Below are 26,792 nucleotides of genomic sequence, written 5' to 3'. Positions count from 1 at the left end.
ATTTCGACATAACAAAAGCCGATTTAGCCATCGAAGCGGCCTCATTCCCCCATTCCTCACTCCTGCCTGGCAGGCTCGGCGAACTTGAGCAGGCGTGTCGCCAGCAAGGTCTCCGCCAGAAAACACACCAGGGCCAGCAGGAAGCACACAACCCCCGACAGGAAGCAGACGGTCGCAATCCGCAGCGTGGGAAGCTCGCTGGTCTCTCCCAGGAACAGCAAGATGATGGTGGTGCCGATGAGCATGGCGCAAAAGGTTAGAAAGGCGATGCAGATGTTGACCAGCCAGCCGCGGTGGCGCAGCTCGCGCAGTTCGGCGTACATGCGGTGCGCGCGGGATTCTTCCACGCCGCCGGCCTCCAGCCGGTTTTCCAGAAAGCGTGCGCGGTCGATGATGCGGGCCAGTCGGCCGGCGACGGCGGCGATCATCCCCGAGACCGCCGTGAGCAAAAACACGGGCGCCACCGCCAGCTGAATGCCGTGGGTGACCGTGGCAAGGTCGGGCGCAAAGTTCATGCGGGGCTCCAGAAGGTTGACGAGCTGGCTATTGTCATCCAAACAGTCATTCAAACACCTTGCCGGGAGCGGACTTCAAAGCCCTGCGCTTGGCGCCTGCCGCGCGCCGCGCACGCCAGCTGACCACCGCATCACAGGCCTCAAAGTGCTTGAGCAGGTTTTGCTTTTGCCGCTCAAGCAGGCCGCTTTCGGCAATCATCTGCGGCCATGACTCGCAGGCTTTGCCCACGGCCTCATTGAGCACGCCGCGCACACGCGTTTCAAACATGCCCGTGGCATTGCAAAAGCGGCGCAAGGTCTGGGCGTTGAGCCGGGCCTGCTTTTCTCCGCCGGGCACAAAGCGCAATGCATGGCCGCGCCCTCCCAGATAGGCCGCGTAGGCCACCACGTCATAGGCGGGAGACAGCTCAGGTGTGCGTCCATCGCGGTACAGCACGCCGAAATTCTTCACGTGGGCGTCGTAATTACCCAGCATTTCATTGACCATGACCCGGCGTATCAACTCTTCGGCCGCGCCCTCGCCTGCCTCGGCCGGCAAGCTCATGCCCTCGCGCAGGGTGCGCGCCATGGCGGCGTAGCTGGCCGCCGGGTGGGTGTATTTTTCTTCGGGCTGGATGCGCAGGATTTGCGCAAAGTCTTCGCAATGAATATGCCCCTCAGGCCCGCGGTCAAAGCGCTTGACGGCCAGGAACTGCCGGCTCTCGCCCAGCACAAAGGGTTGCTCGGCCACGATCTCGTCCATGGGCGCCAGCCAGGCCTCGCACACCGTCACACCCGCCGCCTGGGCCAGGCGCAGGGACAACTCTTCAACCTCGGGCAGCAGCGCAAATTCAGCCGTGGGCAGCTTGGCGATGATGTGCGTGCCTTTGGCATCACGCGTGCGCGCCACATAGCGCCCCTGCTGCTGCACCAGCGCCAGCTTGGGCTGCACGCCTGAGAGCGATGTTGCGTCGGGCAAAGGGTCTGCGGTGACGGACATTTCCAGCGCATCGTGGTGTTGGGTCACCACACCGGCCAGCGCCTGGGCGTCCAGGTGCGCCGGATAGGCGTAGACGTTACCCGGCAAATCGGTGCCACAGGCGGCCAGCATGTCGAAGTGGTCGTTGGGCCCGCAGCCGCGCAATTGCTCCAGGTGGCGGCGCAGCGGCCCTTCGGGCAACAGGTTTTGAAAGAAGGCCGGCAGGCGCCCGCCTTCGGCATTAAAGAACGGCGTGTTCACATAGCTGCGCCAGAAAATCTCGCGGCGCTGGGCGTCGTCGTCCGTGGCAGACCACGAAAACACCGGCGAGGCCGGGTTGGACCAGAAGGCCTCGTCAGGAATCAAACGTGTGATGGCCGTGCTACCCGTGCCGTACTGAAACAGCAAGCCGGCGCGCAAGGGGCCGATGTAGATGTCGAGCGCCAGGACGTTCATGGCTTAAGCGCCTTTGGGCTTGGTGCTCTTGATGTGGGCCCCGGCAAGCTGCGAAGTCTCGGCCACGATGCGGTCTACCCGGGACAGCGCAGGCGGCGGCTCTTCAACGGTGTGCGCTTGCAGCCCGGACGCCACCACCTTGGGCAGCAGCAGCACCTCCAGCCCAAGCTGGTCGGCAATCGCCATCAGTGTGGTGATGCGTGGCGCGGTGCGGCCCTGCAGAACGCTACGCACCGACAAGGGCGTGAGGCCCGTCCTTTCAGCCAGGGTCTGGTAGTCCAGCATCAGGCGCTGGCGTTCTTCTTCCAGGCGGCTAGCGATTTCAGAAAGTGTTTTCATGCCAAAGAATAGATAACTATCGTTTTTTACAGAGACGATAGTATTCTATTCATTAAATTCCTGAAAATCAATACTTAACTATCTTTTGTGAAGATTACGATAGTTTAATATTGATTGAGAAATATAAGCTGCCCTGCCACCTTCAGCACGCCAGGCTCACGTTGGCCCGGCAGGCGCCGGCCGGTTAGCAACATATTTGCAAGAGACGTTGCGAGCCCAAAAGGCCCTAGCCGAACTTGCGCACCGCATCCAGCGCCAGCCCGGCGCCAATACTGCCAAAGCGGTCACCCTCCACACTGCGCGCCTGCGGCAGCATCGCGGAGATCTGCTCGCGCAGCAAAGGCACGCCGCTGGAGCCGCCGGTGAAGAACACCGTGTCGATGTCATCCGCATTCACCAGCGCGTCCTTGATCAGCCTTGTCACGGTACGCGCCACGGTGCCGACCAGCTCGCTGATGGCCGCGTCAAAGTCGGGCCGGTGCAGGGTCAAGGTTTCGCCCGGCGCGATCCGGCCCAGGTCCATGGTGGTTTCCGGCGCGTCAGATAGCGCAATCTTGGCCGCCTCGACCTGCATCGCCAGCCAATGGCCCGCGCGCTCACGCACCAGGTTTTGCAGGCGGTCCAGCTTGTCTTTGTCGACCGCACTGCGCCGGATGTCGGCGATCTGCGTCCACGATTTTTTGCTGTAGACCTGGTTGATGGTGTGCCAGGTGGCGAGGTTGAAGTATTGGGCCGACGGCACCTCCAGCCCGCTCACCAGCCGGCTGCCCAGGCCCAGCGTGGGCATCACGCTGGCCAGGCTCAGGTATTTGTCGAAGTCGGTGCCGCCTATGTGCACACCGCCGCTGGCCAGAATATCGTCGCGCCGCTCGGCCTTGCGCGCACGCTCGGGCGACAGGCGCACCAGCGCGAAGTCCGACGTACCGCCGCCAATATCGACCACCAGCACCAGCTCTTCACGCCGGATCTGCGATTCGTAGTCAAACGCCGCCGCGATCGGCTCGTACTGAAAGGCGATGTCTTTGAGGCCGACCGCATGGGCGATCTCGGCCAGGGTGTTTTCGGCTTTCTTGTCGGCCGCAGTGTCGTCATCCACAAAGAACACCGGGCGGCCCAGCACGGCCTGCGTGAAAGGCTGGTCGGCGGCTTTTTCTGCGCGGTGCTTCAGCTCGCCGATGAACTGCGCGAGCAGCACACGAAACGGTAGCGCGCGGCCGGCAACTTCAGTGTGGTCGTCAATCATGGACGTGCCGAGCAGGCTTTTGAGCGAGCGCATCAGCCGGCCTTCGTAGCCGGCCAGATAGTCGGCCAGCGCCGCGCGGCCGTAGCTCACATGCTCATCTTCAGCATGAAAGAAGACTACCGAAGGCAGCGTGGGTTTGCCGCCTTCAAGGGGCAGCAGCGCGGGAAGCTCCGGCCGGCTCCAGCCCGCCGTGGAGTTGGAGGTGCCGAAGTCGATCCCGCAGGCGCGAGGCGCGCTCACCGCCCGGCCGGCTTGGCGAAGCCGCTTTCGGCCCACGCCACGGCGCTGGCGCGGTTGAGCTTGAAGGACGGCGCCACGCGCACCTGCGCGAGCTGCTCGCCGGCTTCATCGGCGGCGCTGAGCAGGCCGTGCGGGTTGTCTTCGTCTGGAACGATGTCGAGCGAGACGGTGACGCGCGCCGAACTGGCCGTCACGGTGATGCTCTGGTGCAGCGTGGCGTGCAGTTGCTGCTCGTGGCGGCGTACAAATTCCGATGCAGTCTTGACCAGCGTGCTGAAGGCGGGGCCGTCTAGCGGCTTGGGGTTCTTTTTGTCGCGGCCCATGGTCCAGGGGCCGACCAGCGCGGGCTCAGGCTCGCCGTCCTTGATCATCGCGACGGCCCAGCCATCGTCGTCTTCATTTTTGATGACCTTGGCTGTCCAGCCGTCGCCACACCAAAGGCGCGGCTCTTGGATAGGCTGGGTGTCGTGGAGGGGTTCATCGGCCAGGCCGGCCGGCGGGGTGCAGGAGTCAGTCAAAACGCTATCACTCGGGTGGGGCGCCCCGGCAAGGGGCCGGGGGCATATTCAGGTCACGCGCCGCCTTCAAACAATACCAAACCACACGGCGCGCATGGGGGACGTGGATTTTACAGTCCTTCCCCCAAACCCGTTGCAGGCTGCCCTTACAACCCCAGGTCGCTCAAGCTTGGGTGGTCGTCAGGCCGGCGCCCCAGCGGCCAGTGGAATTTACGGTCGGCCGCCTTGATCGGCAGGTCATTGATGCTGGCGTGGCGCACGGCCATCAGGCCGTTCTCGTCAAATTCCCAGTTTTCATTGCCGTAAGAGCGAAACCAGTTACCCGCGTCGTCATGCCATTCATAAGCAAAACGCACAGCGATGCGGTTGCCGCCAAAGGCCCACAACTCCTTGATGAGGCGGTAATCAAGCTCTCGCGTCCATTTGCGCGTCAGCAAGCCGGCGATCTCTTCGCGGCCGGTGACGAACTCGGCGCGGTTACGCCAGCGGCTTTGCGCGGTGTAGGCCATGGACACGCGCTGCGGCTCACGCGTGTTCCAGCCGTCTTCGGCGGCACGGACTTTTTGTGCGGCGGTTTCAAGGGTGAAAGGTGGAAGGGGTGGCCGGGTTTCCATGGAATGTCCTTTGAGCGATGTGAATGTTGAAGAAGGTTGAAGTTGGTGACGAAGAGTAGACAGTTCTGTCTACCTGTTCAAATTCTGGCATAAGTAGACAGACCTGTCTACAATCTACCCGATCACCTTACAATCGCCCCATGGACATCCCTGCCCCCTCCCCGCGCGAGCGCATCCTGCTCACCGCGCACGATCTTTTCTACCGCGATGGCCTGCGCGCCACCGGTATAGACCGCATCATTGCCGAGTCGGGCGTGGCCAAGCTCACCTTCTACCGCTGCTTTGCCAGCAAGGACGAGCTGATCCGCACCTTTCTCGACTACCGCCATGAACGCTGGATGGCCTGGTTTGTCGATGCGCTGGGGCGGCATGGTGCGGTGTCGGGCGGTGGCCTGGCGCCTTTGGTGCCGGCGCTTGGCGAATGGTTTGCCGACCCGCTGTTTCGCGGCTGTGCATTCATCAACGCCATCGCCGAAGTGGGCAACGCCCTGCCCGGCGTGGCCGCCATCGTGCAAAACCACAAGCAAGACATGCAGCAGGTGATCGCCGGTTTGCTGCCCGCCGGCGCACGCCAGCAGGCGCTTGCAGCCGCGGCTGCGCTGGCGGTTGATGGCGCCATCGTCAAGGCGCAGATGGAAGGCAGCGAAGCCGCATTGGCCGGGCTGCGGCTGCTGCTGGATACACTGGACGTGCCAACCTAAACCTTTGCGGGCCGGCGCGGCTTAGGTGCGCTGCCAGTGCGCGATACGGCCTTCACTCCCTTGACCGCCGGGCGCTTTCCCGAAGCCACCCACTCGTCGTAAAAATCAATCTTGGTGTTGAGCAGCGTCAGCGCCTGCTGCCACTCGCCAATCATGGCCTTGACCTGCTCACGGTGCGCCGACAGCAGCGCCTGGCGCTTGCCCAGCGTGCCGCTGCCTTGCTTGACGAGCTCGGTGTATTCGCGCATCTCCGCAATCGACATGCCGGTGCGCCGCAGGCGGTCCATCAAATCCAGCCAGCTGATATGCAGCTCGCCATAGACACGGCGACGGCCGCTGTCGCGCGCTACACCGGGGATCAGGCCCTGAGCCTCATACCAGCGGATGGTATGCACGCTGCGCCCGGTGCGTGCGGCGAGTTGCCCGATTAAAAAGCTTTCAGCCATGCGTCACTGTATGAAGTTGCTGCTCAGGCCGCAAGCGCAGGAGAAGAAGGAGCCTCCAGCGCCGCCATCACCAACGCGGTGTCCAGATACTCCATCAGCTCCTTCATCTGCCCGCCCTCCATGCGAAAGATATAGCAGTAGCGGTTGTTGTAAGCCTTGCCGGTTTTGGTGGTGACTTTTCCGTCGAACTCGACAGCCACCTTGTCGCCGTCAGCCATGATGCTGCGCGTGGTGCTGATATAGGGTGTGGCGAACTGGGCGTAAAGCGGCTGCAGCAACTCGCTGATGACGGCCTGCTTGCCGCGGTAGGTGCGCGACCAGGGCGTGCCGCCCGGGATGGTCCAGCAAAAGTCGTCGGCCATGGCCTCGACAAAAGGCTTGCCGTTGCCTTTGTCCAGTTCGGCCATGATGTTCTGCAGACGCTGGCGATTGGCGTGGGTGGTGTCGGCATGGATGGAAGTTGTGCTCATGATGAATCTCCTTGATGGGTGAGGCCCGGCGTCATTGCAAGGGCTTGACGCGATTAAAAATCCTCGAGTGCACTCAAGGTCAAGCCCCTGTCAAACCCGGTTACCCGTTCTTGTTTGAGCATCAAATTAGCCTTTAGACCAATGGATACGGGCGTAAGCAGCTCCTTTTTTAATAGCATCCCACCAACGACCCTACAATGCCGTATGAACCAGAAACGACCTGCCACCAGTGAATGGGTGACCAAAATGCTGGCGGTGCTGAAAACCGGCAACACCCCCGCAGCGCTGGCCCAGATCAAGGCCACCACCAGCAGCAAGGATTTGCAGCAACTGCGCGCCATGCTGGAAAAAGCGCAACTGCTCAAGCAGCTCAAGCCGGTCGACATTGCCATTGCCGACCAGCTCCAGGCGCTGGCCTCGCCCCGGCTGAGCCGTTCGCCTTAATTCGCCTTAATTCGCCTTAAGCCCCCTTCCCTCCGTTTGACGGCAGTTGACAGCGGTTGGACGGGGCCTTAATATAGCCACATGGCTATATAACCAAATAGGCAAATGAATACCTCTACAGACACCCTCAATCAGGCCTTCGCCGCCCTGGCCGACCCGACACGCCGCGCCATCGTGGCACGCCTGGCGTCCGGCGAGGCCACAGTCAACGAGCTGGCCGCGCCCTTCAACATGACGCAGCCGTCCATCTCCAAGCACCTCAAAGTGCTGGAGCGGGCGGGCTTGATCTCCCGAGGCCGCGCAGCGCAGACCCGGCCGTGCCGGCTGGAAGCGGCGCCGCTTAAACAGGTTGCCAACTGGGTGGAGCTGTATCGCGACATCTGGGAAGAAAGTTTCGGCAAGCTCGATACGTTTTTGCAGTCCACCACCCCGCCCCCTTTGCCTACCGCACTCGCGCCTTCCATCCCAACCTCCGTGAAAGGAAAGAAACATGTCCGCAAACAATGACCCAAGCGCAAACGCCGCCTTCTTCATCACCCGCGTCTTCAAGGCGCCCCGCGAGCGCGTCTGGCAAGCCTGGAGCGACGCCGCATCGCTTCAACAATGGTGGGGGCCTAAAGGCTGCACGGTCGAGGCCCTTCGCTTCGAGTTCAGGCCCGGCGGCTTCTTTCACTACGCGATGAAGTTCGCGGGCGCGCCCACGTGGTGGGGGCGCTTCAACTACCGCGAAATCGTTGCCGGGGAGCGCCTCGTCTGGCTCAATTCATTTGCCAACGCCCAGTGCGGCATCGCGCGTGCGCCTTTTAGCGAAGTCTGCCCGCTGGAGATTGAAAACACGGCGACGTTTACCGAGAAAGACGGCGTGACGACAGTGGCATTGCGCGCGCTGCCGTTCGGCGAGTCCGCGGCAGAACGCCAGTATTTTGAAGAGCTCAAGCCCTCGCTGGAGCAAGGCTACGGCGGCACGCTGGACCAGCTGGCCGGCCATCTGAAGGCCTGAGCGAGCTTGCGCCTAGGCCGGGCGGATCTCGTACTGCGCATCGCCCATGTAGCGGTGCGGGCCCAAGGCGGCCGTGGTGGCGGCCAGCTCAGCTGCCTGCCACTGGCTGAAAATTTCCAGTTCCTCGGGCGACAACACGTCTTCGGCCGGTGATTCGCCGTAGATGCCCACCAGCCTCATATAAGCCTTGTAGACCGGCAGCACCAGGCTTTCATGGCCCAGCGCTTCTTCCAGCGCGGTCCTGAAGCGCTGCTCAGCCGCCTGCAGTTCGCCCTCGGAAGCGTCTTCATAGGCATACAGCCTCAAGCGGTAGCTCACAGTGCGGTCCTTCAGGGCTTGGTAACCGGGGGCCGGGCCGCTGCCGATGTGCCCTGCGTCAATTCGATGCGGCGACGCAGCTTGTCGGCGGCCTGCGTGTCGCCGCCCTGCTCTGCACGGCGCAGTTGCACGCCCAACCAGGCCAGCAGCGGGCGCCGCCAGCCTTGTTCTGATGCAGTATCAATCGCCTGCGTGATCACATCCGGACTGGCCTTGCCGGTTTGCAGCATCACGCCGGCAGCCACCAGTTTCGACAGCGGGTCGGTGATGCCTTGTAGGGCGCCGGCATTGCCTGCGGCGGCAGCGCGTTGGGATTCGGGCAGCAGCGCGATGCCTGAAGGAGACACCTGGCCCTTGAGGTAATCGGCATAGGCCCGCTGGGCATCAGTCGCATCCGGGCGCAGTTTGTCAAAACCGGCACAAGGCTCGTCCATCACCAGGCTGGCCACGCGGGTGGCGCAGTGCAGCAGCTCGGCCGTGGCCAGCAGGTCGGCGCGGCCCGAGCGGGTGAGCTGCGTGCGTGCGCGCTCCAGCTCGGCCATCTCGACGCGGCTGTTGCCCTCCATGTAGGCGGCGACGGAGCGGTCCATCGAACCCTTGGCCTCGAGCTGCCAATCGGGCGGCCGGGGGCCGCTGGCGCAGGCGGTCAGCACAGCGGCTAACGCGAACGGCAAAGTGAGCTTGATGAGGGATGTCTTCATGGCAGCTTCATCTCCGCATCACGGGCATCTTTGGCAAAAGGCCATTTGCGGCTGATCTCGTTGATCAGGCCCTCTACCTTCCGCAGGCTGGCTTCCACGTCGGCGCGCAGCGCGCCCAGGTCGTCGGTGGCGTCCTTGGCGTTGCGGGTCACGGCCTGGGCGTCTTGCAGCAGTGCATCGACTTTCTTCAGGCTGGTGCGGGCCTCGCCCAGCATGGCATTGAGTTGCACGACAGTGGCACGCGTCTCGGGCATCAGGCCTTTGTCGCCAAATACCTGCGTATCGGTCTTGGCGGCCAGCGTATCGAGCTTGGCCAACAGCGAGTTGGTGCGCTCCAGCGTGGCGGCAAATTTTTTGGCCTCGGCTTCGCTGCCCAGCAGCACCGTGAGCGCGCCGCCCGGGCCGTTCAGGCGCTCGGTCAGGGTTTGCAGATTGGCCAGGCTGGCGCCCACCGCGCCGCCGCTGCCGGTCAGGGTGTTGAGGTTTTCAATCAGGTCCTTGGCGGCGGCAATCACCTTGGGCACTTCGGCGCCGGCGTCGCCCAGCAGCACGGTGCGCTCAGCGCCATCGGGCAACGGCGGATCGTTCAGCAGCCCGGTATAGGCGCGGATGTTGGTACCGCCCACGAGGCCCCGCACCAGGGTGAACACGCTGGTGGTGCGCAGCCAGTGCGAGTCTTTGGCGGCCACGTCAACCAGAATGCGCGCCTTGCCGTCGTCGGCCAGCTCGATGCGCTTGACGCGGCCGATGGGGAAGCCCGAAAAGGTCAGGTCCATGCCGACCACCACGCCTTCGGAATCGTCGGCAATCAGCACCAGGCGCTGGGTGGACTCAAACGCGCCGCGCGCATACATCACATACAGCGCCGAGCCGCACACCAGCACCAGCATGAAGAGCAGCAGCAGCCGGGCCTTGAACTCCAGGCTGGCGATTTCCGCCGGCGAGGACTCGGTCTCGCGCGCCGGCTGTAGCGGGTCCGGCCGGTGGTGCTCCGGCGATTCCGGCCGTGAGGGATCGTGGGGTGAGCTCATGGGTATTGTTTTTGGTATTGTTTTTTTGAGGGGGTCAATAGTAATTGCCGACCAGTGAAGCCACTTCAATCAGCAAAATCACGGCGAACATGCGCACCAGCCCGCGCATCTCGGCGCTGGTGCGCACGCTGGCCTCGCCCATGCCGTAAAGGGCCGAGGCCATGGGAATCAGCGACACGGCCAGGCAGAAAAACAGGGTTTTCAGCACAAAGATCAGCGTGACGGAAGGACTGAAGACCTGGCCGAAAAGCCGGGTGTAGGCCGCCACGCCCGACAAAGCAAAACCGTAGGTCGCAAGGTAGGCCACCACCAGCGCCACCACGCAGCTGAGCGCTGCCAGCGTGATGCCCGAAAACATGCCGGCCACCACGCGCGGCAGCACCTCGCGCCGCACCGGCTCAATGCCGCGCTCACGCATCTCGTCAAGCTCGCCGCTGGCCTGCATGGCCGTGAGCTCGGCGCCGTCGGGGATGGTGCAGCGCAGCGCCACAAAAAGCGCCGCCGTCAGCGGAATCAGCTCCAGCACCAGCACACGGATCACCACCTGCAGCGCGTACTGCGAGAGGCCATAACTAAGCGCCGTGACCAGCACGATGCGCGTCAGCACCACAGTGACCAGCGCGCACAGCAAGGTAAAGCCCAGCAGGATGGGCGCGGTGTTGATGTAGATATGGCGGGACAGCACAGCCCGGCTTTGCGGGCTGTAGCTGGAAGGCGAAAGCGTCAGCACCAGGATGATCGCGCCCAGGTTCACCAGGCGCCACCATTCGATCAGCCAGTGCTGGGCGTCGCGCCCTGTCCGCGCGAGACGGCCTTGCCAGAATGATGCTGTTGAAGCCATTGGGCCATGATACCTAAGCGTGTTGCCGGCGCAGGTTTTCGCCCTTTCGGAGCCGGGACCTCCTCCATTCGGATGAGGCCGCAAACCACCTCGCCCAACCCCGGTGCAAATGGGTGACTGAAAGCAACATGCGTCACATAGAATCCATGAGCCTTCTCCTGAGCTCTTTCTGTCCTCCTTCTGCCTTCCTGTTCCCCGTAAAACCCGGTCCATCCGCCCCCATGTCTCTCATCAGCGTTCCTTTGCCAAGGTGGCCCCTGCGCCTGCAAGTCCTGGCTGCGTGCCTGACAGTGGCGGCAATGGCTGGCGCGGCGGGCTTGCTGCTGCACTCGGCCACCGGAAAAGCGGCCAGGCAACGAATGGAACTGCAGGCCCTGGACACCCGCCTGCAAATACTCCAGCAGGACGAAAAAAAGCGGTCCGCGGGCAACTTCACACAGACCCTGCCTCTTGCCTCAAGTGCCGATGAGGTGGTGCGCGATATGGGCCGGCATGCCCAGACCCTGAAAATCCAGATGGTATCCCTGTCCATTGTGGTCACCGACCCTTCGCCCAGCCTTATCCGCAAAGTCCAGTTCAATGTCACCGCCAGCGGCGACTACGCATCGCTGAAAAACTGGCTGGCCGAGATGCTGGGCCGTTATCCCTCCATGGGCATCCAGACCCTCTCCCTGCGCGGGCTCCCCAATGACACCCTGCGCCAGGAACTCCAGTTGGCGCTGGTTCTTTTTGTCAAGGACTGAGATGGCAAGCCGGCTCTGGATTTATTCGTCGGTGGGCGCGGTCGCGATCATCGCCTGGGTTGCCGCGCCGCCGCTGGCCTCTTCGCCTGTTGAGCCCTCGCGCAGCGCAGGCGCCCCAAGTGCCGCAATGCGGGCATCCAAACCCCTTGCACCCCTGCCGGCCATTCTTGAGCGCCCCGCGCTGGACGCCGCCAGCCGCGACCCGTTTGCCATCGTGGCCGCCCCGGCGCCTGTGGTCATCGCGCCCAAGCCAGTGCAGATCGCGCCGCCGCCGCCCTCACCGCCTCCCTTGAACCTGCAGTTCACCGGCAGGATGATTGCGCCCGACGGCAGCCAGGTCATTTTTGCGGCGATGGGCGACACCACGCTCTCGTTGTCGGTAGGCCAGACCTTGCCCAATGGGTACAGGGTGAACGCCATCCATGAGCGATCCGTGGAACTCAGCTACCTGCCCATGAATTTCAACACCCGCCTCGACCTTCCTGCTCCCCCTACTTACGAGATCCGATGAAACTCCGCACATTGCAACTGGCAACCTGGAGCAGCCTGGCTTCTTTTTTTGTCCTGACAGGCTGCGCGCAGTTTGTTCGCGACGACGTGAACGCCAAGATGCGCCAGGGGGACTACGAAGGCGCCCTGCAGGGCATCCAGGAAGGCCTTGTTAAATACCCTGACAACACAGCCCTGCGCGCAACGCTGGTCTCCGTGCAAAACGAGGCGGTCTCACGGCTGGTGGCGCAGGCCATCCAGTACCGCGCCACAGGCCGCTTTGACGACGCCGACAACACATTGCTGCGCGCACAGGCCCTGGACCCGAAAAATGACCGTATCCTGGCGCTGCAAAACGACATCACCGCGCAGCGCCGGGCCGAAAAAAGTCTGGACGAAGCCCTGACCCTGATGAACGCCAAAAACAGGGAGCAGGCCTTGCGCGTGGTCGAAAAAGGTTTGCGCGACTCACCCCGGCAGCCAGAGCTGCTGGCCCTGCAGCGCCGACTGGAGGCTGAACTGCGGTTTGAAACCGAGCCCGCCGGACGCCGCGGCCTGGCGGAAAACCGCCCTATCACGCTGGACTTCCGCAACGCCCCGCTGTCTACGGTGCTGGAGGCCATTACGCGCGGAAGCGGCATCAATTTCATCCTGGACCGCGACGTCAAACAGGACAACCGTGTGACGCTGTACCTTCGATCTGCCAAGGTCGACGACGCCATCGACCTGGTCGTGGGCGCCCACCAGCTGTCGCGCCGGACCGTCGACCCTCAAACCGTGCTGATCTACCCCAACACGCCCGAGAAACAGCGTGAGCACCAGGAGCAGGTGATCCGTGTTTTCCACCTGGGCAACGCCGAGGCGAAATCCACCGCAGCCTTGTTACGCAACATGCTGCGCATCAAGGACCCTTTTGTGGACGAGCGCGCCAACCTGATCGCCCTTCGTGAAAGCCCGGAAATCATTGCCCTTGCGGAACGGCTTGTCGCGCTGCACGACATCGGCGATGCCGAGGTCATGATGGAGGTGGAAATCCTGGAAGTCAAAACTGCGCGGCTCACCGAACTCGGCATCAACTTCCCGAACTCTCTCACACTCACCCCCCTGCCCTTGCCGGGCGCCACGGGCCTGACGGTCAGCAGCGTGAGAAGCCTCAATTCGGAACGCATCGGCGTGGGCATCGGCAACACGCTGATCAACCTGCGGCGCGAAGTCGGCGACTTCAACGTCCTGGCCAACCCGCGCATCCGGGCCAAAAACCGCGAAAAGGCAAAGATCCTCATCGGCGACAAGGTGCCGGTCGTGACTACCAGCTCCACGGCCACCTTCCTGTCCGAAAGCATCAGCTTCCTGGACGTCGGTATCAAACTGGAGGTCGAACCCGTGGTCTCGCCCGACGACGAGGTCTCCATCAAGCTGGGCCTGGAAGTCAGCAGCATCGCCAAGGAAGTCCGCACGGCGGCCGGCTCGCTGGCCTACCAGATCGGCACTCGCAATGCGAACACCGTGCTGAGGCTGCGTGACGGCGAAACCCAATTGCTGGGCGGGCTGATCAGCAATGAAGACCGCTCCAGCGCCAACCGCGTCCCCGGCCTGGGTGACATGCCGGTCCTGGGGCGCCTCTTTTCCAGCCAGAAAGACGATTACCAGCGCACCGAGCTGATCCTGGCCATCACGCCGCGCATCCTGCGCAGCGCGCCCCATCCGGATATTTCCCAGGCGGAAATGTGGGTGGGCAGCGAAATGGCCACGCGTCTGCGCGCATCGCCAGCGCGCGTGCCCATCGCCAAAGCCGTGGGCGCAGAGGTTGTCACTGCATCAGCAAGCAGCCAGCCAGCCACAGTCGCCCTGGCGGCGCCAGCGGGAACCAGCTCGGACGCAGCCAGCGCGGCGGCAAAAGCGGTTGCGGCCGCCGGCCCCATCGTGGCCTCGTGGAAGGCGCCTGCCGAAGTGAAGGCAGGCACGGAGTTTGTCGTCACCCTGAACCTGTCGTCAGGTGCGGCGTTGAGGGGCGCGCCCCTGGAAATTTCATTCCCGGCGCAATCCCTGGAAGTGCTGGACGTCACCGAAGGCAGCTTCTTCAAGCAGTCGGGCGCCACCACCAGCTTTACCCAGGCGGTCAATACCACCACCGGCCGCATTGGCGCGGGCATCCTGAGCAACGACAGCCAGGGCGCGACCGGCCAGGGCAGCCTGCTGCAACTGCGCCTGAAAGCCAAATCCGCCGGCCCCGTCGACCTGGGCATCACCAGCCTCAAACCGATTGCCTTGAGCGGTGGGGCGGCTGTGGGTGAACTGCCCGCACTGCGCCTTGATGTGAAATGAAACTGCGCCCGGTCGTCAATGCCACGGGCCTGGCGCGCGGCTTTACCATCATCGAGCTGCTGGTGGTCATGGCGGTGCTGGGCGTGCTCGCCGCCGCGGTGATGCCGCTTGGCGAAACCCTGGTCACGGCGCAAAAAGAACGTGAATTGCGGGCCGCCCTGCGGGAAATTCGAGGCGCCATCGACGACTACAAACGGGCTGCGGACCGCGGCGGTGTAGCCATCGCCGCAGGGGAAAGCGGCTACCCCTCCAGCCTCAAGATGCTGGTAGAGGGCACACCAGATATCCGGCCGCAGGGCAGAGGCCAGATGCAGTACTTTCTGCGCCAGATACCCCGCGACCCTTTTGCCGACGCCCGCCTGCCGGCCGACCAGACCTGGAGCCTGCGCAGCTACGCATCCCCGGCCTCCAAACCCACACCCGGAGCCGATGTCTACGACGTCCACTCATCGTCGGCCGCCACCGGCCTCGACGGATCACCCTATGCGAGCTGGTGACACGTCCCTGCCCTGCAAGCGCGGCGCCATGAAGGCGCTGCGCCGGCTCGCCGGTTTCACCTTGATCGAACTGCTGGTGGTGATGGCCGTGCTGGCAATTCTGGCCAGCATGGTGGCGCCCCGCTACCTTTCCCGGGTAGACGACGCCCGCGAAACCGTGCTGCGGCAAAACCTGGTGGGCCTGCGCACCGCCATAGACCAGTTCTACCGTGATAAGGCCCGCTACCCCGAGACCCTGGATGAACTGGTCGTGCAGCGCTACATACGCGCCGTGCCGCTTGACCCGATCACCAAGCGGCTGGACTCCTGGGTGCTGATTCCGCCCAAGGAATCCAGCAAAGGCGTTTTTGACGTGAAAAGCGGCGCAACCCAACGCGCCAGAGACGGCACGGACTATGCGAGCTGGTAGCCGCCTCACAGCAACCCCGCCGCACATGGCGCAGCGCCAGCAGGGCTTCACCATGGCAGCCGTTCTGGCGGCGATGCTGATCCTCGCGCTGGCCACACAAAGCGTGATGACCTATGTCTCGCAGCAAGATTTGCGCGAGCGAGAGGCAGACCTGCTGCGCACCGGACAGGCCTATGCACAGGCGATCGGCGCTTACTACGAGTCGTCGCCCGGCAATCTCAAGCGCTGGCCCCAGACACTGGAAGACCTCACCGAAGACAAACGTTTTGTCGGCACCCGCCGGCACATTCGCGAGATCTACCCAGACCCCATGACCCGGTCCGCCAACTGGGGCATCGTGCGGGCGGCAGACGGCGGCATTGCCGGCGTGCACAGCGTATCGACCGCACAACCGATTCGCAGCGCCCCCATTGAACTGGACAACCTGGCGCTGCCGGCCGCAAGCCGCTATGCCGACTGGCAGTTTGTTTACAGCCCTCCCCCTGCGTCGACAGCGCCGCGCCGCTAGAGCCGAAACATGCAGTACCACGTTCGAAGCCTTCGCCTGGGAGACTCTGCCGTCAATGAGCAGGTGCTTGAGGCGCCTGATGAAACCTCATTAAGAGCCTCGCTGCAAACCCAAGGGCAGACTGTGCTGAGCGTGCGCGTGGCCTCCAAACCCTGGGCCTTCCGCTTCTCGCTGGCAGGTAACCCTTTCCCCATGTTTTGCCGGGAAGTCAGAACCCTCATCCACGCCGGTATGACCGTGGTGGAGGCGGTCGACACGCTGTCGGCCCGCCAGCGCCTTGAAGGCCGCAATGACGGCATCGCGGCAGCCTTGCTGGTGCGGCTGGAGCAAGGCCAGTCGCTGTCAACGTCTCTCAGCGAGCTCCCCAATACACCGGCTGTGCTGATTGCCGCCGTACGCGCCGGTGAACGCACCAGCAACCTGGTCGAGGCGGTTGACGATTACCTGCGCTTTAACAAGCTGGTAGAAGAGCTGCGCACCAAGGTTATCAGCGCATCCATTTACCCTGCCCTGGTGACCACGCTGGGCCTGACCATCTCCTTGTTTCTGCTGCTGGTGGTCATGCCCAACTTCGCCGGCATGTATGAAAACCTTCGCGGCGCCTCGACGGGCACCACGGCGCTGACCATCGAGATCAGCCAGTTCATCGGCAAGAACCGCGCGCTTGTTCTTGGCGGCCTGCTTGCTACGGCGATGGTGCTGGCGTACGGCATCGTCAGCGGCCACGCCAAGCGGCTAACAGTCAAGGCGGCGCGGGCGATTCCCTGGATCCAGCGCCGCATCGAAGACTTCCAGCTGGCCATGATGTACCAGGCGCTGGCTTTGCTGCTCAAGGGCGGTTACCCGATGACGGACGCCATGGCCGTGGCCAGCCAATCGGCCTTGTCACCTGAATTGAGAACCGCCCTCGCCCAGGCGCTGGGCCAGATAGAGCGCGGTGGCCTGGTGTCGCAGGCCTTGGCGCAAGCCCGCCTGTGCGACGAGGTCGGACGGCGCCTGATGGCGGCCGCTGAACGCAATGGCGACTTCCATCTGGCGGCCGACGTCGTCTCTCGCATCCATGGCGAGCGCTTTGAGCTGTTTGTCGAACGCACGACGCGCATCGTCGAACCCCTGTTGCTGCTGGCGGTCGCCTTGATGGTTGGTACCATCGTGGTCATGATGTACCTGCCCGTGTTTGATATGGCCACCAGCCTGCGCTAGGCGGCGCTGTACACATGAATACTCCCATTCCCACCAATCTTCTTGCTCAGAGCGAATTCGACCAGGTGCTGGCCGCACTGCGCAAATCTCCCGCGCTGGACGGCAGCCTTTGGTTAGGCCTGATCGAAGCGTTAAACACAACCGAAGCCGCCTTAGGCGCGACGCTGCTCGAGGGGCACGGTATTGCTGTCATTGCCGACGACCAGTGGCCAGGCGTCAAGTCCGAGAGCGCGGCGGCCGGTGCGACGAATATGGCGGCCCTGGTTTTCAAGGTCACGCTCGACGGGAAGACCTTGCTGCTCTGCGAAGACCCATGGTCCGCGGAGGCCACGCTGGCACTTGCCAGAAGCACCCAGGCAAACAGACAGCTTGCACTGGCGCGCCCGGGACAGATCGCCTTTCTCAAGAAAACGCAGAAATCAACGGCCCCCGCTGCAACCGCCGACTCAGCTCGGCCGGGCAGCCTCAACGACGCCTCCCCTGTCGTGCAGTTTGTCGACCAGGCGATTGCCAAGGCCTATGAAGAAGGCGCCAGCGACATCCATTTTGAAAAAGACCGCAAAGGCGTGGGCATCAAATACCGGCTCGACGGCGTGATGGCGCCCGGCGAAAGACTGGACGACCCGCAGCGCGCCGAAGAAGTAATCTCGCGCATCAAGGTGCTGGCCCAACTCGACATCACCGAACGCCGCCGCCCGCAAGACGGGCGCATCCACTGGCAGCAGAAAAACGGCGACAGCATCGACCTGCGCGTTTCCATCATGCCCAGCATTTTTGGAGAAGACGCCGTGCTGCGTCTGCTAGACAAGGCCCAGTTGCGCCACACAGAAGAAAGCATGTCGCTCGACGTACTGGGTTTTGACGGCCCGGTGGCCGCCACCATTCGCGACCTGGCCACCCGGCCCCACGGCATGCTGCTCATCACCGGGCCGACCGGTAGCGGCAAAACCACCACGGTGTATGCAGCGCTGTCAGAAGCCAACGACGGCCTGGAAAAAATCGTCACCATTGAAGACCCGGTGGAATATGAGCTGCCCGGTGTACTGCAGATCCCGGTCAACGAGCAAAAAGGTTTGACCTTCGCCACCGGCCTGCGCTCCATCCTGCGCCATGATCCCGACAAGATTCTGGTCGGCGAAATCCGCGATGCCGAGACGGCCGAGATCGCCATCCAGTCCTCATTGACCGGCCACCTCGTCTTCACCACCGTGCACGCCAACAGCCTGTTTGACGTGCTGGGCCGCTTCCAGCACTTTGGCATCGACCCCTTTGCGCTGGCCTCTGCCCTGAACGGTGTGGTGGTGCAACGACTGCTGCGCAAGCTGTGCCCGCATTGTGTGCAGTGGATAGAACCCACCGCCGCTGAGCGCGAAAAGCTCACGGCGCTGGGCTTGCCCGTGCCGCACAAATTACCCAAAGCCCAAGGCTGTGAACACTGCCGCCAGACCGGCTACCGCGGGCGCTTTGTCGTCGCCGAAGTTCATGAACTGACGGATGCCGTGCGCGACCTGATTGTCCGAAAAACCTCCATGACCGAACTCAAGGAAACCGTGTACCACGACGCCAGCACACGCCTGCTGGCACAAGCCATTGCCCGGGTTGAAGAAGGCGCCACTACGCTTGAGGAGGTCGCCCGTGTGGTCGGTCTGGTCTGAAACAGTAGATGTTTATCTGGGGCAAGGCGTGGCAATGCTCAAGGCCGGAGCCAAAGAAGCCATCGTCTCGCGCAGCCCGGCTACCCTGCCGCTGGAGCGCGTGCTGGCCCGACTGGCCGACAGCGCAGCCGCCGCACAGGTCGTCCTTAAAAAAGGCAGCCGCTTGCGCGTCAGCCTGAGCGGCGCCTGGTGCCCGGCCCTCGGCGTGACAGTTCCTGAAGGCGTGACCCGCTGGGAAGAACGGCGGCAAATCGCATTGGCATCCGCCGCCAGAGACATGGGCACCGATCTTGAACAGATCGCTTGCGAAATCGACGCCCTCGCGCCCGGCGCAGCGGCGGCCATCTCATTGCCCATGCAGCAAGAACTGGAACGCTGGGCGATGCAACTGGGCTGCAGGCTGGTGTCGGTGTCGCCCTTATGGGCGACCGCCACCCAATCAAAACTCAGCCGCCAGCGCACGATCAAAAGCCTGCTGGTGATTGAACCCGACGCCGCCACCCTGATCGCAAGCGACGGCAAGGGCGGCTTCAAGACCATGACCTTGCCCGGTGAACCGGACGCCACGTCTTTGCAAGCCCATACCCAACAATGGCTGCAAGACCAAGGCCATGAGGAAAGCGGGTTTGCCAAACTCGGCTTCAGCCTGAATCCCCACCCTTTCATGGCAAACGCTCCTCGCCGCTGGGCCGGCCACTGGTACAGCGTATGAAGGCGATTGATATTGATTTTGTGGTGGAGAAACGCTGGCACTGGATATGGGCTGCGGCCGCCTTGGGCGCCGTGTGCCTGGCAGGCGGCGTGGCCTTGTATTGGCAGAAGTCCAGCCAGGCAACCCGCGACATTGAAAGCCGCGTCAGCCTTGCCAAACAGCAAATAGCACAGCTCAATGCACGCCGGGTTGTCGTTGCCGACCCCAAACAAGCCAGCGCAGAGCAAGCCGTTCAGTTGCTGCAACAAGACCTGAATAAGGTGTTTGCCTCTGCCGAAAACCTCAAAGAAATCGGTGTCCGGTTGCGCAACATGAACCTCGATGGCACGGCCGGCGTGCTGCGCCTGGAGTTTGAGCTGGATGCGATCGCCAAAGCCTCGGCGGTGACGGAAGCGCTCAATGGCGGTTATGAAAGCAGGCCCTGGCAGCTGGAAAGCGTGACGGGCGCCGGAGGTGGCGGCAGCCAGATCGGGTTTGCTTCGGCGCAGGTGGTTCGGGGTTTGTGGTTTGTGCAGCTGAGCAAGCTTTGATGGCGCAGGTTTAAAGAGCGCTCGCTCATTTCTCACTTGCCGTCAAATTGGTCGACGCAGGGGATTCGAAATCCCCGTCGCAAGATGAACCCATCCAAGTAAAAAAACGATTGCTATTATTTTAGTAGCAATCCATGCCTTAATTTAAAGGGCTACGACCCAATTCGATCTGAAAATTGCCTTCAAACGTTCGAGGGTATAACGCGCATGTCAAGTTAACTTGACATCATCAAATTTGAAGGAATGGCGTCACATGGATGAGCGAACTGGGTGAAGTATCTGATTTCGCGGCATCTAACACCGGAAAGCATGTAGGCCCTACCCTACCAGACATTCACCTAGTCGGAGCTCGCATTTTTCATATAGGCGAGCCATCGTCCAATCGCAAAACAGACCCCCGCCGAGATCAAAACAAGGCCCTGAACCCAGCCAGTTAGCCCTATTAGGCCAATGAAGGACAACAGCACGCCGACATAATCGACCGCGAATATTGGCGGTAATTTCATTTGTTGCTGCCCTAGTCGGTTATTGCCCTCGTAGATGCCTAGTTCGGCCTTTTGACGCTTTGATCAATTGCCGCTTTCGAGCTATCTACGACGCCTGTTTTCTTGAATACTTCGGCAGCGATTTGACTAGCAAATTTCCACCCCTTAGGGACGAGCGAAGCCAAGCGGTCAATTCCCGCATCGACAAAAGAACTAGAAGGAGAACTTATAAGAGCACTATTCGTCACACTAAGCCCAGCGCCAATGATAGTTCCCCCTACGACCGCCCCCCCTGCACACGGGGTAAAGGCTACGCAGGCAGCAGTTCCCAGCGCTACAACAGTGCTAGCACCATCGGTAAGTTCAGCCATCGCCTGTCTATGGGCGACAGGATCATCCGGAATAGCATTTTCGCTAGCATCGATCCAACCATGTGCGTAAGCTGCCCTGGTGCCCTTCGTTGCCTCACCGCGCTGAAGACTTGAACTCTCATGTCTAAGCTCATTAAAAAGGTATCCAAACGCAGCAGTGACGGCCCCATTCTCGAACTTACCCCCTCCAAGTACGCTGGCAGTGCCACCTACTATCGCATGCGAAACCAATTTAGCTGCAAAGCCTTCAAACTTCGGACCATATTTACTCCAGGCTGACCCAGCCCCAGCTGCAAGTGCGCCTGAACCACAATCACCGCCACTGGCCGCCGCGCTCGCACAGCCCACTGCCATGTGGCCGATCACGTTGCCAATTCCAGACGGGGCAATGTCACCTACAACGTGGAAGCCAACTGCTGTTGCATAGCTAATAGCACCGGCTTTATAAGCCGCAGTCATGGACCCTGTGCTCCGATAGGCGTAATAAGAAGAGTACGCCGCCGCCCCTGCTGGTCCCCCAAAATAAGCAGCCACTATTTGCCCAGCACTGTAGAGCAGTTGGTTACTCATGATGAATTGGTCAATCTGCTTCTGTCCCGGTTGGGCCGCGATCAGATTGAACGTGTTCTTCAGAGACGGGTTGAATGAGAATGAAACAAATGCCTTGAACCAGCCTCCCAAACTGAAGTAGCCGCTGGGATCCGTAAGGGTCAAAGGGTTGTTCAGTACGTAGGCATAGCGGTTGTAGCTCTGCAGCGTGTCCGGGCTCTGGATAAACGGATCCGCACTCATGAACCGCCCAATGAGCGGGTCATAGATTCGCCCATTCATATGGATCACCCCCATCTCATCGAGGTGCTCATGCATGGTGTAGCCGCGGTCGGTGTTGAAGCCGACGATGGAGTCCAGCACATCCGGCGTGCCGTTGACGAAGCGCCGCTTGCCCCAGGCATCAAATGCCATGCGCTCGACGACGGTGCCGGTCTCATCACTGATCGCCACCACGCTGCTCAGGTGGTCATTATGGAAGTAGCTGGTGGTGGTGGCTGGGGTTGAACCGAGCGTGCCTGTGCGGCTCACAAACAGTGCAAACACCACCCCGCCAGCACTCACGTAATGTTTGTTCTCGGTGATGCCCGTGCCCTTGATCTCCTTCTCGTAGCTCAGACCCAAGGAGTCTTCACCGTTGAGGTACCAGGTGGTGCCTGGATTAGGTCCACCCACCACCGTCTGCTTGATCCGCTGGTGTTCGGGGCCGTAGACAAAGGCCAAGTTGCGGTCCACAGGCCCGGCCGTGCTACCCGACATGTTGCCGAAGGTGATCGTGGCCGGCATGTTGAAGCTGGTGTACGTCTCGCCGCGGTAGGTGTGGCGGCTGTTGACCGCATCCAGGCTGACCGTGTATTCGAGGTTGCCGTTACCCAACGCTGTTCCGTTGACCGTCTGTGCGCCCGGCTTGTAGTCATCAAAGGCGTAGGCCAGCTGACGCGTGCCGCTGAGTGCAATTTGCGCACCTGGAGCAGTCTCCAGCGTGATGTTGGTCATGCGGTTCGGCCGTGCTGCGTCATACCAGTAGCGGCCTACATCGCTCTTGTAAGTGATATTGCCCCGGGCGTCGTACATCACTTCGGTCGTCGTTGGCGGGCTGACCGCGCCACCCAACAAGGTGTTCAAGGTCAGGCGGTTCAGGCTGTCGTAGCTGAAGCTCTCCTGGGTGCCGACACCGGGTGAGTTGTCTGCCCGCGTGGTCAGGTTGCCCAACGAGTCATAGGTATAGCTCTGGCTGAGCACATTGCCGGTGGCCTGCCCATCTTTGGTAGCCGTCTGGCCGGTCAGCTTGCCGGTGGCTTCCTGATAAGCCTTGACGGTGGTGACCTGGTTGCCCTGTTTGTACTGGGTGATATGGCCCTGGGCGTCCATGGCCAGCACCTCGTAGCTCACGGTCTGGGTAAAGCCGCCGGTGCCACCGCCGTTGACCTGTTTCAAGTAGCCGGTGGCGCTGTAAACGTAGCTGGCCTGGTAGCCGGTGGGCCAGGTCTTGCTAGCCAAGCGGCCGGTGACGGCGTCGTAAGCGACGCTGACGACTGCCGGGGTACTGGGGTTGTCCAGCACGGTGGCCGTGCTAATCGGCCGGCCCAGTGTGTCGTAGGTGTGCACGCGGTTGTAGCCATTGTCAGACTTGGCTTCACAGAGCTTGCCCACGCCCTTGCCGCAGGCATTGCCGTCAAACTTCTTGTCGTAGCTCCACTGGCTTACCAGGTCTGGCTCGGTGCGCTGGGTCATGCGGCCCAGGGTGTCGTACGCCATGGTGACGGCTTGGCCCAGGCTGTCACGCTGCCAGACGAGCTCGCCAAAAACGTTGTAGCGGTACTCCCAGGCGCCCATGGCGGGGTCGGCCATGCTGATCTTCTGGCCGCGCTGGTTATAGGCCATCGTCGTAATAGAGCCGGCCGCATTCGTTTGGGTGAGCTGGCCGAGCGCGTCGTAGCTATAGGTAATGCTGTTGCCCTGAGCATCGAGAGTCTGGGCGACCTGGCCTTGTGCGTTCTTGATGGTGGTCTTGGTCTGGCCTTTGCTGTTGGTGGTGACCGTAGTCAAGCCGCTGTAGCTGATGGTGGTGACGGCCACGCCGCCTACTGCATCAGGATCAGGCGACTCTTCGCGAATGACGTGTCCCAACATGTCATAGGCGTAGCTGGCCCAGTAGGCAGTACCGCCGACCAGTTTGTAGAGGTTGGACTTGCGGGCCACACGGCCCAGGGCGTCGTACTCGGTGTCCTGTACAAGAGTCGGCGCAGCGCCTGCACCGTCAAAACCGGCCGACTGGGTGCGTACCACGCGGTTCAGAGTGTCGTAATAAGCGCGCTTCTCGGGGACGCTAGCTGTGGCATTGCTCGCGTAGCTTTGCTCGATGGCGACCCAGTTAATCACCGCCCCACCGATAGGGCCGGGGCAGCTGATGCCGGCGTCTGTGCACAGCTTGTAGGCCCAAGTGGTGTAGGTGCCGTCGGAGCGGGTCTCCTTGCTCTTTCTGCCAAAGCCGTCGTACTCCCACTGGGTGGCCAGGCTGTTGGGGCCGGTCAGGCTCGATGGGGCGCCAAAGCGGGCGTCATAAACCTTGGTCTCGCTTTGCCCGAGAACGTTGCTGGTGCTTAAAGGGAAGCGGCCGTCGGTACCAAAGTTGCTGGTCGCAGTGCGCGGTGCGCCAGCGCTGGAGATGGCGTAGCCACTGGCACCTGCGCAGGCAGACGTCGTGACACCGGTCTTGTTCCCAAAGGTGTCGTAGGCGTAGCTGGTCTGCAGACAATCATTGGGGCTGTCGGGCTCCACCACCTCTTTGGTCAGCAGCCCGCTTGCGTCGTACTCAAAGCTGCTGGCGCGCACCTTGGTATCGGCCCATGCCGCTTGCCCCCAGCCAAGTACGGCCAGCAGAGTGATGGCTGCAAAGTTTTTGTGGATATGGTGTTTCATGTTTCCCGCCCTCTTATGAATCTTGCTTCTTGCTCTTGCTTCTGATCGTTTGTGTTTGGCTTGGCGATTCGCCTAAGGCGCCACGCTGGTCACGGTGGCTTTCTTGAGCCGCCCGAGCACCCAGCTGCCGCTGCCGGTATTGGCCGGCCAGTATTCGTTGACGGTGGTCTTGCCGGCCCCTGCACTGTTGGTCACGCTGATTTGCGTCGGGTCGCCGTACTGCGGGCTTTGGCCGTATTGATAGGTATTGGTCACCGTCGGATAAGCGGCGCCACCCAGGTCCCAGCTTTCTTCCACGCTCTGGCTGGGGTACACAAAGGTGGTGCCTGTGGCCGAGCCCGTGCCCTGGGCATAGCTGTTGGTGGCGCGTTTGAGCACACCTGCGTTGCCCGAGCCGGCCAGCCTGGTTTCGCTCTTGGCAACACTTCCCGTTAACGGCCAGCTCTGGTTGAACTCTGTGTAGCTTTCAATGTTGTTCGCCAGGTTCTTTGACCTCATCCACCGAAAGCCCAGCATGCCCCGGCCTGTGCCCTGCTCTGCCTTCAGCCCACCGTAGTTGTATTGCGTGGTGACCGTGCCGCCGACGCCGTTGCTGCTGGCGACTGAACTGACCACGTATTGCGCATACTGCAGATCCAGTTTCGGATACGCCGAAGCATTGGGCTCCGTGTCTTTGGCGTAGAACACGCTGTCGGTGAGAGGCTTATAGGCGATCGTCGCGGTGATGTCGGAGCCTCTTGAAACAGACTGAAGCAAAGAAGCTGGAAACCTGGAAAGAGACACATGCATGATGGCTTCACTTTCCGTCACCAGGATCAGGTCGCTCTTGCCGTCACCATTGATGTCGGCAAACTCCCGGACATAGGCACTCGAAGTCCAGCCATCGCCGTTAATGTCCGTCGATACGGGCTGCTGCACAAATGAACCATCGGCCTGACCCAGCCATACATAGGTCTTCGCTTCGCTAATCAGCGTCATCACCAGGTCCGCCCGCCCATCTCCATTGATGTCCGCGAAGTTGCGGAGATAAGTCGACTCAGCCCATCCATTGCCATCGATGTCGGTGGATACAGGCTGGCCCAGGAACGTTCCGTCACCTTTGCCCAGGAAGACATGCGGTACCGCCTCATCCTTGCTAATCAGGATGAAGTCCGGCAGGCCATCGCCATTGACATCGGCGAATTGCCGGGAGAAAGCGCTGGACGTCCAGCCGCTTCCGTCAACGTCAGTCGATAGCGCCTGCTGTGAGAAAGAACCGTTCTCCTGCCCCAGAAAAACGTGCACCTGCGCCTCGCTATTGGCCACCATCACCAGATCTGCCCGCCCATCACCGTTGACGTCCATCAAATACCGGGGATAGGCTGACTCGGTCCATCCGCTGCCGTTGACATCCGTCGAAACCGGTTGCGCCATGAATGAACCATCTTCCTTGCCAAGAAACACATAGGGCACCGCTTCATCCTTGTCGATCAGGACGAAGTCCAACAGGCCATCACCGTTGACATCGGCGAATCGCCGGGGATAGGCGCTGGAAATCCAGCCGCTGCCGTTGACGTCAGTGACCACAGCCTGCTGTGAGAAAGACCCGTTCGCCTGGCCGAGAAACACGTACACCTCTGCTTCACTGTTAGCAGCCATCACCAGATCTGCCCGCCCGTCACCGTTCACATCTATCAGATACCGGGGGTAGGCGGACTCAGTCCAGCCGCTGCCGTTGACGTCAGTTGAAACCGGCTGGGCAAGGAATGAACCGTCTCCCTTGGCCAAAAATACATGGGCGACTGCTTCGTCCTTGTCGATCAAAACAATATCGGGCATTCCGTCACCATTGACATCAGCGAACCGGCGAGGATAGGCGCTGGAGGTCCAGCCGCTGCCATTGATATCGGTTGCAACAACTGCCGCGTCCATTCCATTGGTGCCAGTCAGCCACCCAAAATTTGTGGGCTGTACGCATGCATTGGTGTTCTCGCATTCCTGTATGCCTGTTAGCCGTGTCGAGCCTCCGGCAGCCAGGTTGTCATAAGAAAGCGCATAACTTTTAACCAGAGACAGGCCGGCGTAAGCCTGCACTGAAGTCATCCGCAGTGGCGTTCTGCTTTTGGCGCCATTGCGGTACCGGACCAGGATGTCCGGCCTTGCTTCATAGTTAAAACGTATCTGACTGGCCGGACTGGCGCCGGCAGTGACGTTGCCCGCATAGTCAACACGGGCGAGGTAATACTCGCCGTTTACGTCGTCCTCGGTGTAGCTGAACGTCATGAAGTTGGTCTTGACGTCGCTGATCTTGTTGACAGCCCAGACCCGCACCGAGGTCTTGCCTTGCGCCTCAATGCGGGAGTCGGCGGTGTTGCCGTATTCCATCGTCAGGCCGGCTTTGGTCTGCACCGTGAAGTAAGCCACGCCATTGCCCGCTGTTCCCGTTGCGATGATGCGGCTGAAGCTGTCCAGCTCGGTTTTGTATTCACTACCCGTGGCACCGTACGTGCCGCTGACCAGGATCAAGCGCTGGCCGTCCAGGCAGTAGCGGTCATTCATGTTGTAGTTAACGCTTCCCCT

At 61.8% G+C, this 26,792-nt stretch carries 28 protein-coding genes; 14 read left to right on the top strand and 14 right to left on the bottom strand.

Features of this window, described 5'->3' with window-relative positions:
• Positions 1-56: 56 nt before the first annotated feature.
• The 6 genes from BM408_RS21215 to BM408_RS21190 all read right to left on the bottom strand — a co-directional run bounded on the left by BM408_RS21215 (position 57) and on the right by BM408_RS21190 (position 4,883).
• On the bottom strand, positions 57-515 hold the full coding sequence (locus BM408_RS21215) for a DUF2721 domain-containing protein (protein WP_092132564.1): 459 nt from the start codon (positions 513-515) through the stop codon (positions 57-59).
• 46 nt (positions 516-561) lie between these two features.
• Positions 562-1,929 (bottom strand): type II toxin-antitoxin system HipA family toxin, encoded by a 1,368-nt coding sequence (locus BM408_RS21210; protein ID WP_092132562.1) that lies wholly within the window; start codon positions 1,927-1,929, stop codon positions 562-564.
• A gap of 3 nt (positions 1,930-1,932) precedes the next feature.
• A complete protein-coding gene (locus tag BM408_RS21205; protein WP_092132561.1) occupies positions 1,933-2,268 on the bottom strand; it encodes a helix-turn-helix domain-containing protein in 336 nt (111 codons plus the stop codon).
• A gap of 226 nt (positions 2,269-2,494) precedes the next feature.
• On the bottom strand, positions 2,495-3,751 hold the full coding sequence (locus BM408_RS21200) for an Hsp70 family protein (RefSeq protein ID WP_092132559.1): 1,257 nt from the start codon (positions 3,749-3,751) through the stop codon (positions 2,495-2,497).
• Positions 3,748-4,269, bottom strand: a complete 522-nt coding sequence (locus BM408_RS21195; RefSeq protein ID WP_092132558.1) for a hypothetical protein — start codon at positions 4,267-4,269, stop codon at positions 3,748-3,750. The genes BM408_RS21200 and BM408_RS21195 overlap by 4 nt, the downstream gene beginning before the upstream one ends.
• 146 nt (positions 4,270-4,415) lie before the next feature.
• Positions 4,416-4,883, bottom strand: a complete 468-nt coding sequence (locus BM408_RS21190; protein ID WP_092132556.1) for a nuclear transport factor 2 family protein — start codon at positions 4,881-4,883, stop codon at positions 4,416-4,418.
• 140 nt (positions 4,884-5,023) lie between these two features.
• Here BM408_RS21190 and BM408_RS21185 point away from each other — a divergent pair, with 140 nt between their 5' ends.
• The gene (locus BM408_RS21185) at positions 5,024-5,584 is read left to right on the top strand and encodes a TetR/AcrR family transcriptional regulator (RefSeq protein WP_092132555.1); all 561 of its coding nucleotides are present in this window, start codon (positions 5,024-5,026) and stop codon (positions 5,582-5,584) included.
• On the opposite strand, the gene BM408_RS21180 is transcribed toward BM408_RS21185, so the two are convergent.
• Both BM408_RS21180 and BM408_RS21175 read right to left on the bottom strand, forming a co-directional pair.
• Entirely contained in the window at positions 5,581-6,030 is a 450-nt protein-coding gene (locus BM408_RS21180) for a MerR family transcriptional regulator (RefSeq protein ID WP_092132553.1), read from the bottom strand. The genes BM408_RS21185 and BM408_RS21180 overlap by 4 nt on opposite strands.
• A 23-nt stretch (positions 6,031-6,053) precedes the next feature.
• Positions 6,054-6,500: a nuclear transport factor 2 family protein gene (locus tag BM408_RS21175; RefSeq protein ID WP_092132552.1), complete on the bottom strand. Its 447-nt coding sequence runs from the start codon at positions 6,498-6,500 to the stop codon at positions 6,054-6,056.
• A gap of 204 nt (positions 6,501-6,704) precedes the next feature.
• Between BM408_RS21175 and BM408_RS21170 the strand changes: the two genes are divergently transcribed.
• From BM408_RS21170 to BM408_RS21160, 3 genes are all read left to right on the top strand, one after another.
• Positions 6,705-6,944, top strand: coding sequence for a hypothetical protein (locus BM408_RS21170; RefSeq protein ID WP_092132550.1), 240 nt, complete (start codon positions 6,705-6,707; stop codon positions 6,942-6,944).
• Between the two features lie 105 nt (positions 6,945-7,049).
• Positions 7,050-7,451 (top strand): ArsR/SmtB family transcription factor, encoded by a 402-nt coding sequence (locus tag BM408_RS21165; protein ID WP_092132549.1) that lies wholly within the window; start codon positions 7,050-7,052, stop codon positions 7,449-7,451.
• On the top strand, positions 7,435-7,944 hold the full coding sequence (locus BM408_RS21160; RefSeq protein ID WP_092132547.1) for an SRPBCC family protein: 510 nt from the start codon (positions 7,435-7,437) through the stop codon (positions 7,942-7,944). Before BM408_RS21165 ends, BM408_RS21160 begins: the two co-directional genes overlap by 17 nt.
• Before the next feature lie 12 nt (positions 7,945-7,956).
• Here the strand turns inward: BM408_RS21160 and BM408_RS21155 are convergent, their stop codons facing one another.
• From BM408_RS21155 to BM408_RS21140, 4 genes are read right to left on the bottom strand one after another with little or no spacing between them, the layout of a single operon-like run.
• Positions 7,957-8,262 carry a hypothetical protein gene (locus tag BM408_RS21155; protein ID WP_092132546.1) on the bottom strand — a complete coding sequence of 102 codons (306 nt, stop codon included), beginning with the start codon at positions 8,260-8,262 and terminating at the stop codon, positions 7,957-7,959.
• 11 nt (positions 8,263-8,273) lie between these two features.
• On the bottom strand, positions 8,274-8,963 hold the full coding sequence (locus BM408_RS21150) for a hypothetical protein (protein WP_092132544.1): 690 nt from the start codon (positions 8,961-8,963) through the stop codon (positions 8,274-8,276).
• Positions 8,960-9,994, bottom strand: coding sequence for an MlaD family protein (locus BM408_RS21145; protein WP_092132542.1), 1,035 nt, complete (start codon positions 9,992-9,994; stop codon positions 8,960-8,962). The genes BM408_RS21150 and BM408_RS21145 overlap by 4 nt, the downstream gene beginning before the upstream one ends.
• Positions 9,995-10,028: 34 nt before the next feature.
• Positions 10,029-10,835: an MlaE family ABC transporter permease gene (locus BM408_RS21140; protein WP_092132541.1), complete on the bottom strand. Its 807-nt coding sequence runs from the start codon at positions 10,833-10,835 to the stop codon at positions 10,029-10,031.
• Positions 10,836-11,194: 359 nt separating this feature from the next.
• Here BM408_RS21140 and BM408_RS21135 point away from each other — a divergent pair, with 359 nt between their 5' ends.
• The 10 genes from BM408_RS21135 to BM408_RS21090 are packed head-to-tail and all read left to right on the top strand — an operon-like array spanning position 11,195 to position 19,906.
• Positions 11,195-11,578, top strand: coding sequence for a hypothetical protein (locus tag BM408_RS21135; protein ID WP_139237391.1), 384 nt, complete (start codon positions 11,195-11,197; stop codon positions 11,576-11,578).
• A gap of 1 nt (position 11,579) precedes the next feature.
• Positions 11,580-12,089, top strand: a complete 510-nt coding sequence (locus tag BM408_RS21130; protein WP_092132538.1) for a hypothetical protein — start codon at positions 11,580-11,582, stop codon at positions 12,087-12,089.
• Positions 12,086-14,392: a cohesin domain-containing protein gene (locus BM408_RS21125; protein WP_092132536.1), complete on the top strand. Its 2,307-nt coding sequence runs from the start codon at positions 12,086-12,088 to the stop codon at positions 14,390-14,392. Before BM408_RS21130 ends, BM408_RS21125 begins: the two co-directional genes overlap by 4 nt.
• Positions 14,389-14,889 carry a type II secretion system protein gene (locus tag BM408_RS21120; protein WP_092132535.1) on the top strand — a complete coding sequence of 167 codons (501 nt, stop codon included), beginning with the start codon at positions 14,389-14,391 and terminating at the stop codon, positions 14,887-14,889. The genes BM408_RS21125 and BM408_RS21120 overlap by 4 nt, the downstream gene beginning before the upstream one ends.
• Positions 14,876-15,298: a type II secretion system protein gene (locus tag BM408_RS21115; protein WP_175541871.1), complete on the top strand. Its 423-nt coding sequence runs from the start codon at positions 14,876-14,878 to the stop codon at positions 15,296-15,298. The genes BM408_RS21120 and BM408_RS21115 overlap by 14 nt, the downstream gene beginning before the upstream one ends.
• Before the next feature lie 52 nt (positions 15,299-15,350).
• Complete coding sequence (locus tag BM408_RS21110) at positions 15,351-15,806, top strand: type II secretion system protein (protein WP_139237390.1); 456 nt, start codon at positions 15,351-15,353, stop codon at positions 15,804-15,806.
• Between the two features lie 9 nt (positions 15,807-15,815).
• On the top strand, positions 15,816-17,009 hold the full coding sequence (locus BM408_RS21105) for a type II secretion system F family protein (protein ID WP_092132532.1): 1,194 nt from the start codon (positions 15,816-15,818) through the stop codon (positions 17,007-17,009).
• 14 nt (positions 17,010-17,023) lie between these two features.
• Positions 17,024-18,664 (top strand): GspE/PulE family protein, encoded by a 1,641-nt coding sequence (locus BM408_RS21100; RefSeq protein ID WP_092132530.1) that lies wholly within the window; start codon positions 17,024-17,026, stop codon positions 18,662-18,664.
• A gap of 34 nt (positions 18,665-18,698) precedes the next feature.
• A complete protein-coding gene (locus tag BM408_RS21095; RefSeq protein ID WP_092132529.1) occupies positions 18,699-19,376 on the top strand; it encodes a hypothetical protein in 678 nt (225 codons plus the stop codon).
• Positions 19,373-19,906: a hypothetical protein gene (locus BM408_RS21090; RefSeq protein ID WP_092132527.1), complete on the top strand. Its 534-nt coding sequence runs from the start codon at positions 19,373-19,375 to the stop codon at positions 19,904-19,906. Before BM408_RS21095 ends, BM408_RS21090 begins: the two co-directional genes overlap by 4 nt.
• A 544-nt stretch (positions 19,907-20,450) precedes the next feature.
• Here the strand turns inward: BM408_RS21090 and BM408_RS21085 are convergent.
• Positions 20,451-24,233, bottom strand: a complete 3,783-nt coding sequence (locus BM408_RS21085; RefSeq protein ID WP_254774906.1) for an RHS repeat domain-containing protein — start codon at positions 24,231-24,233, stop codon at positions 20,451-20,453.
• 72 nt (positions 24,234-24,305) lie between these two features.
• Positions 24,306-26,771: an FG-GAP-like repeat-containing protein gene (locus BM408_RS21080; protein ID WP_092132525.1), complete on the bottom strand. Its 2,466-nt coding sequence runs from the start codon at positions 26,769-26,771 to the stop codon at positions 24,306-24,308.
• Between the last annotated feature and the right edge of the window lie 21 nt (positions 26,772-26,792).

The organism is Polaromonas sp. YR568, assembly GCF_900116715.1.
In the GTDB taxonomy this organism is placed as follows: Bacteria; Pseudomonadota; Gammaproteobacteria; order Burkholderiales; family Burkholderiaceae_C; genus Polaromonas.
Note: the sequence above shows the minus strand (reverse complement) of the source record. Positions and strands in the feature narration are given on the sequence as shown.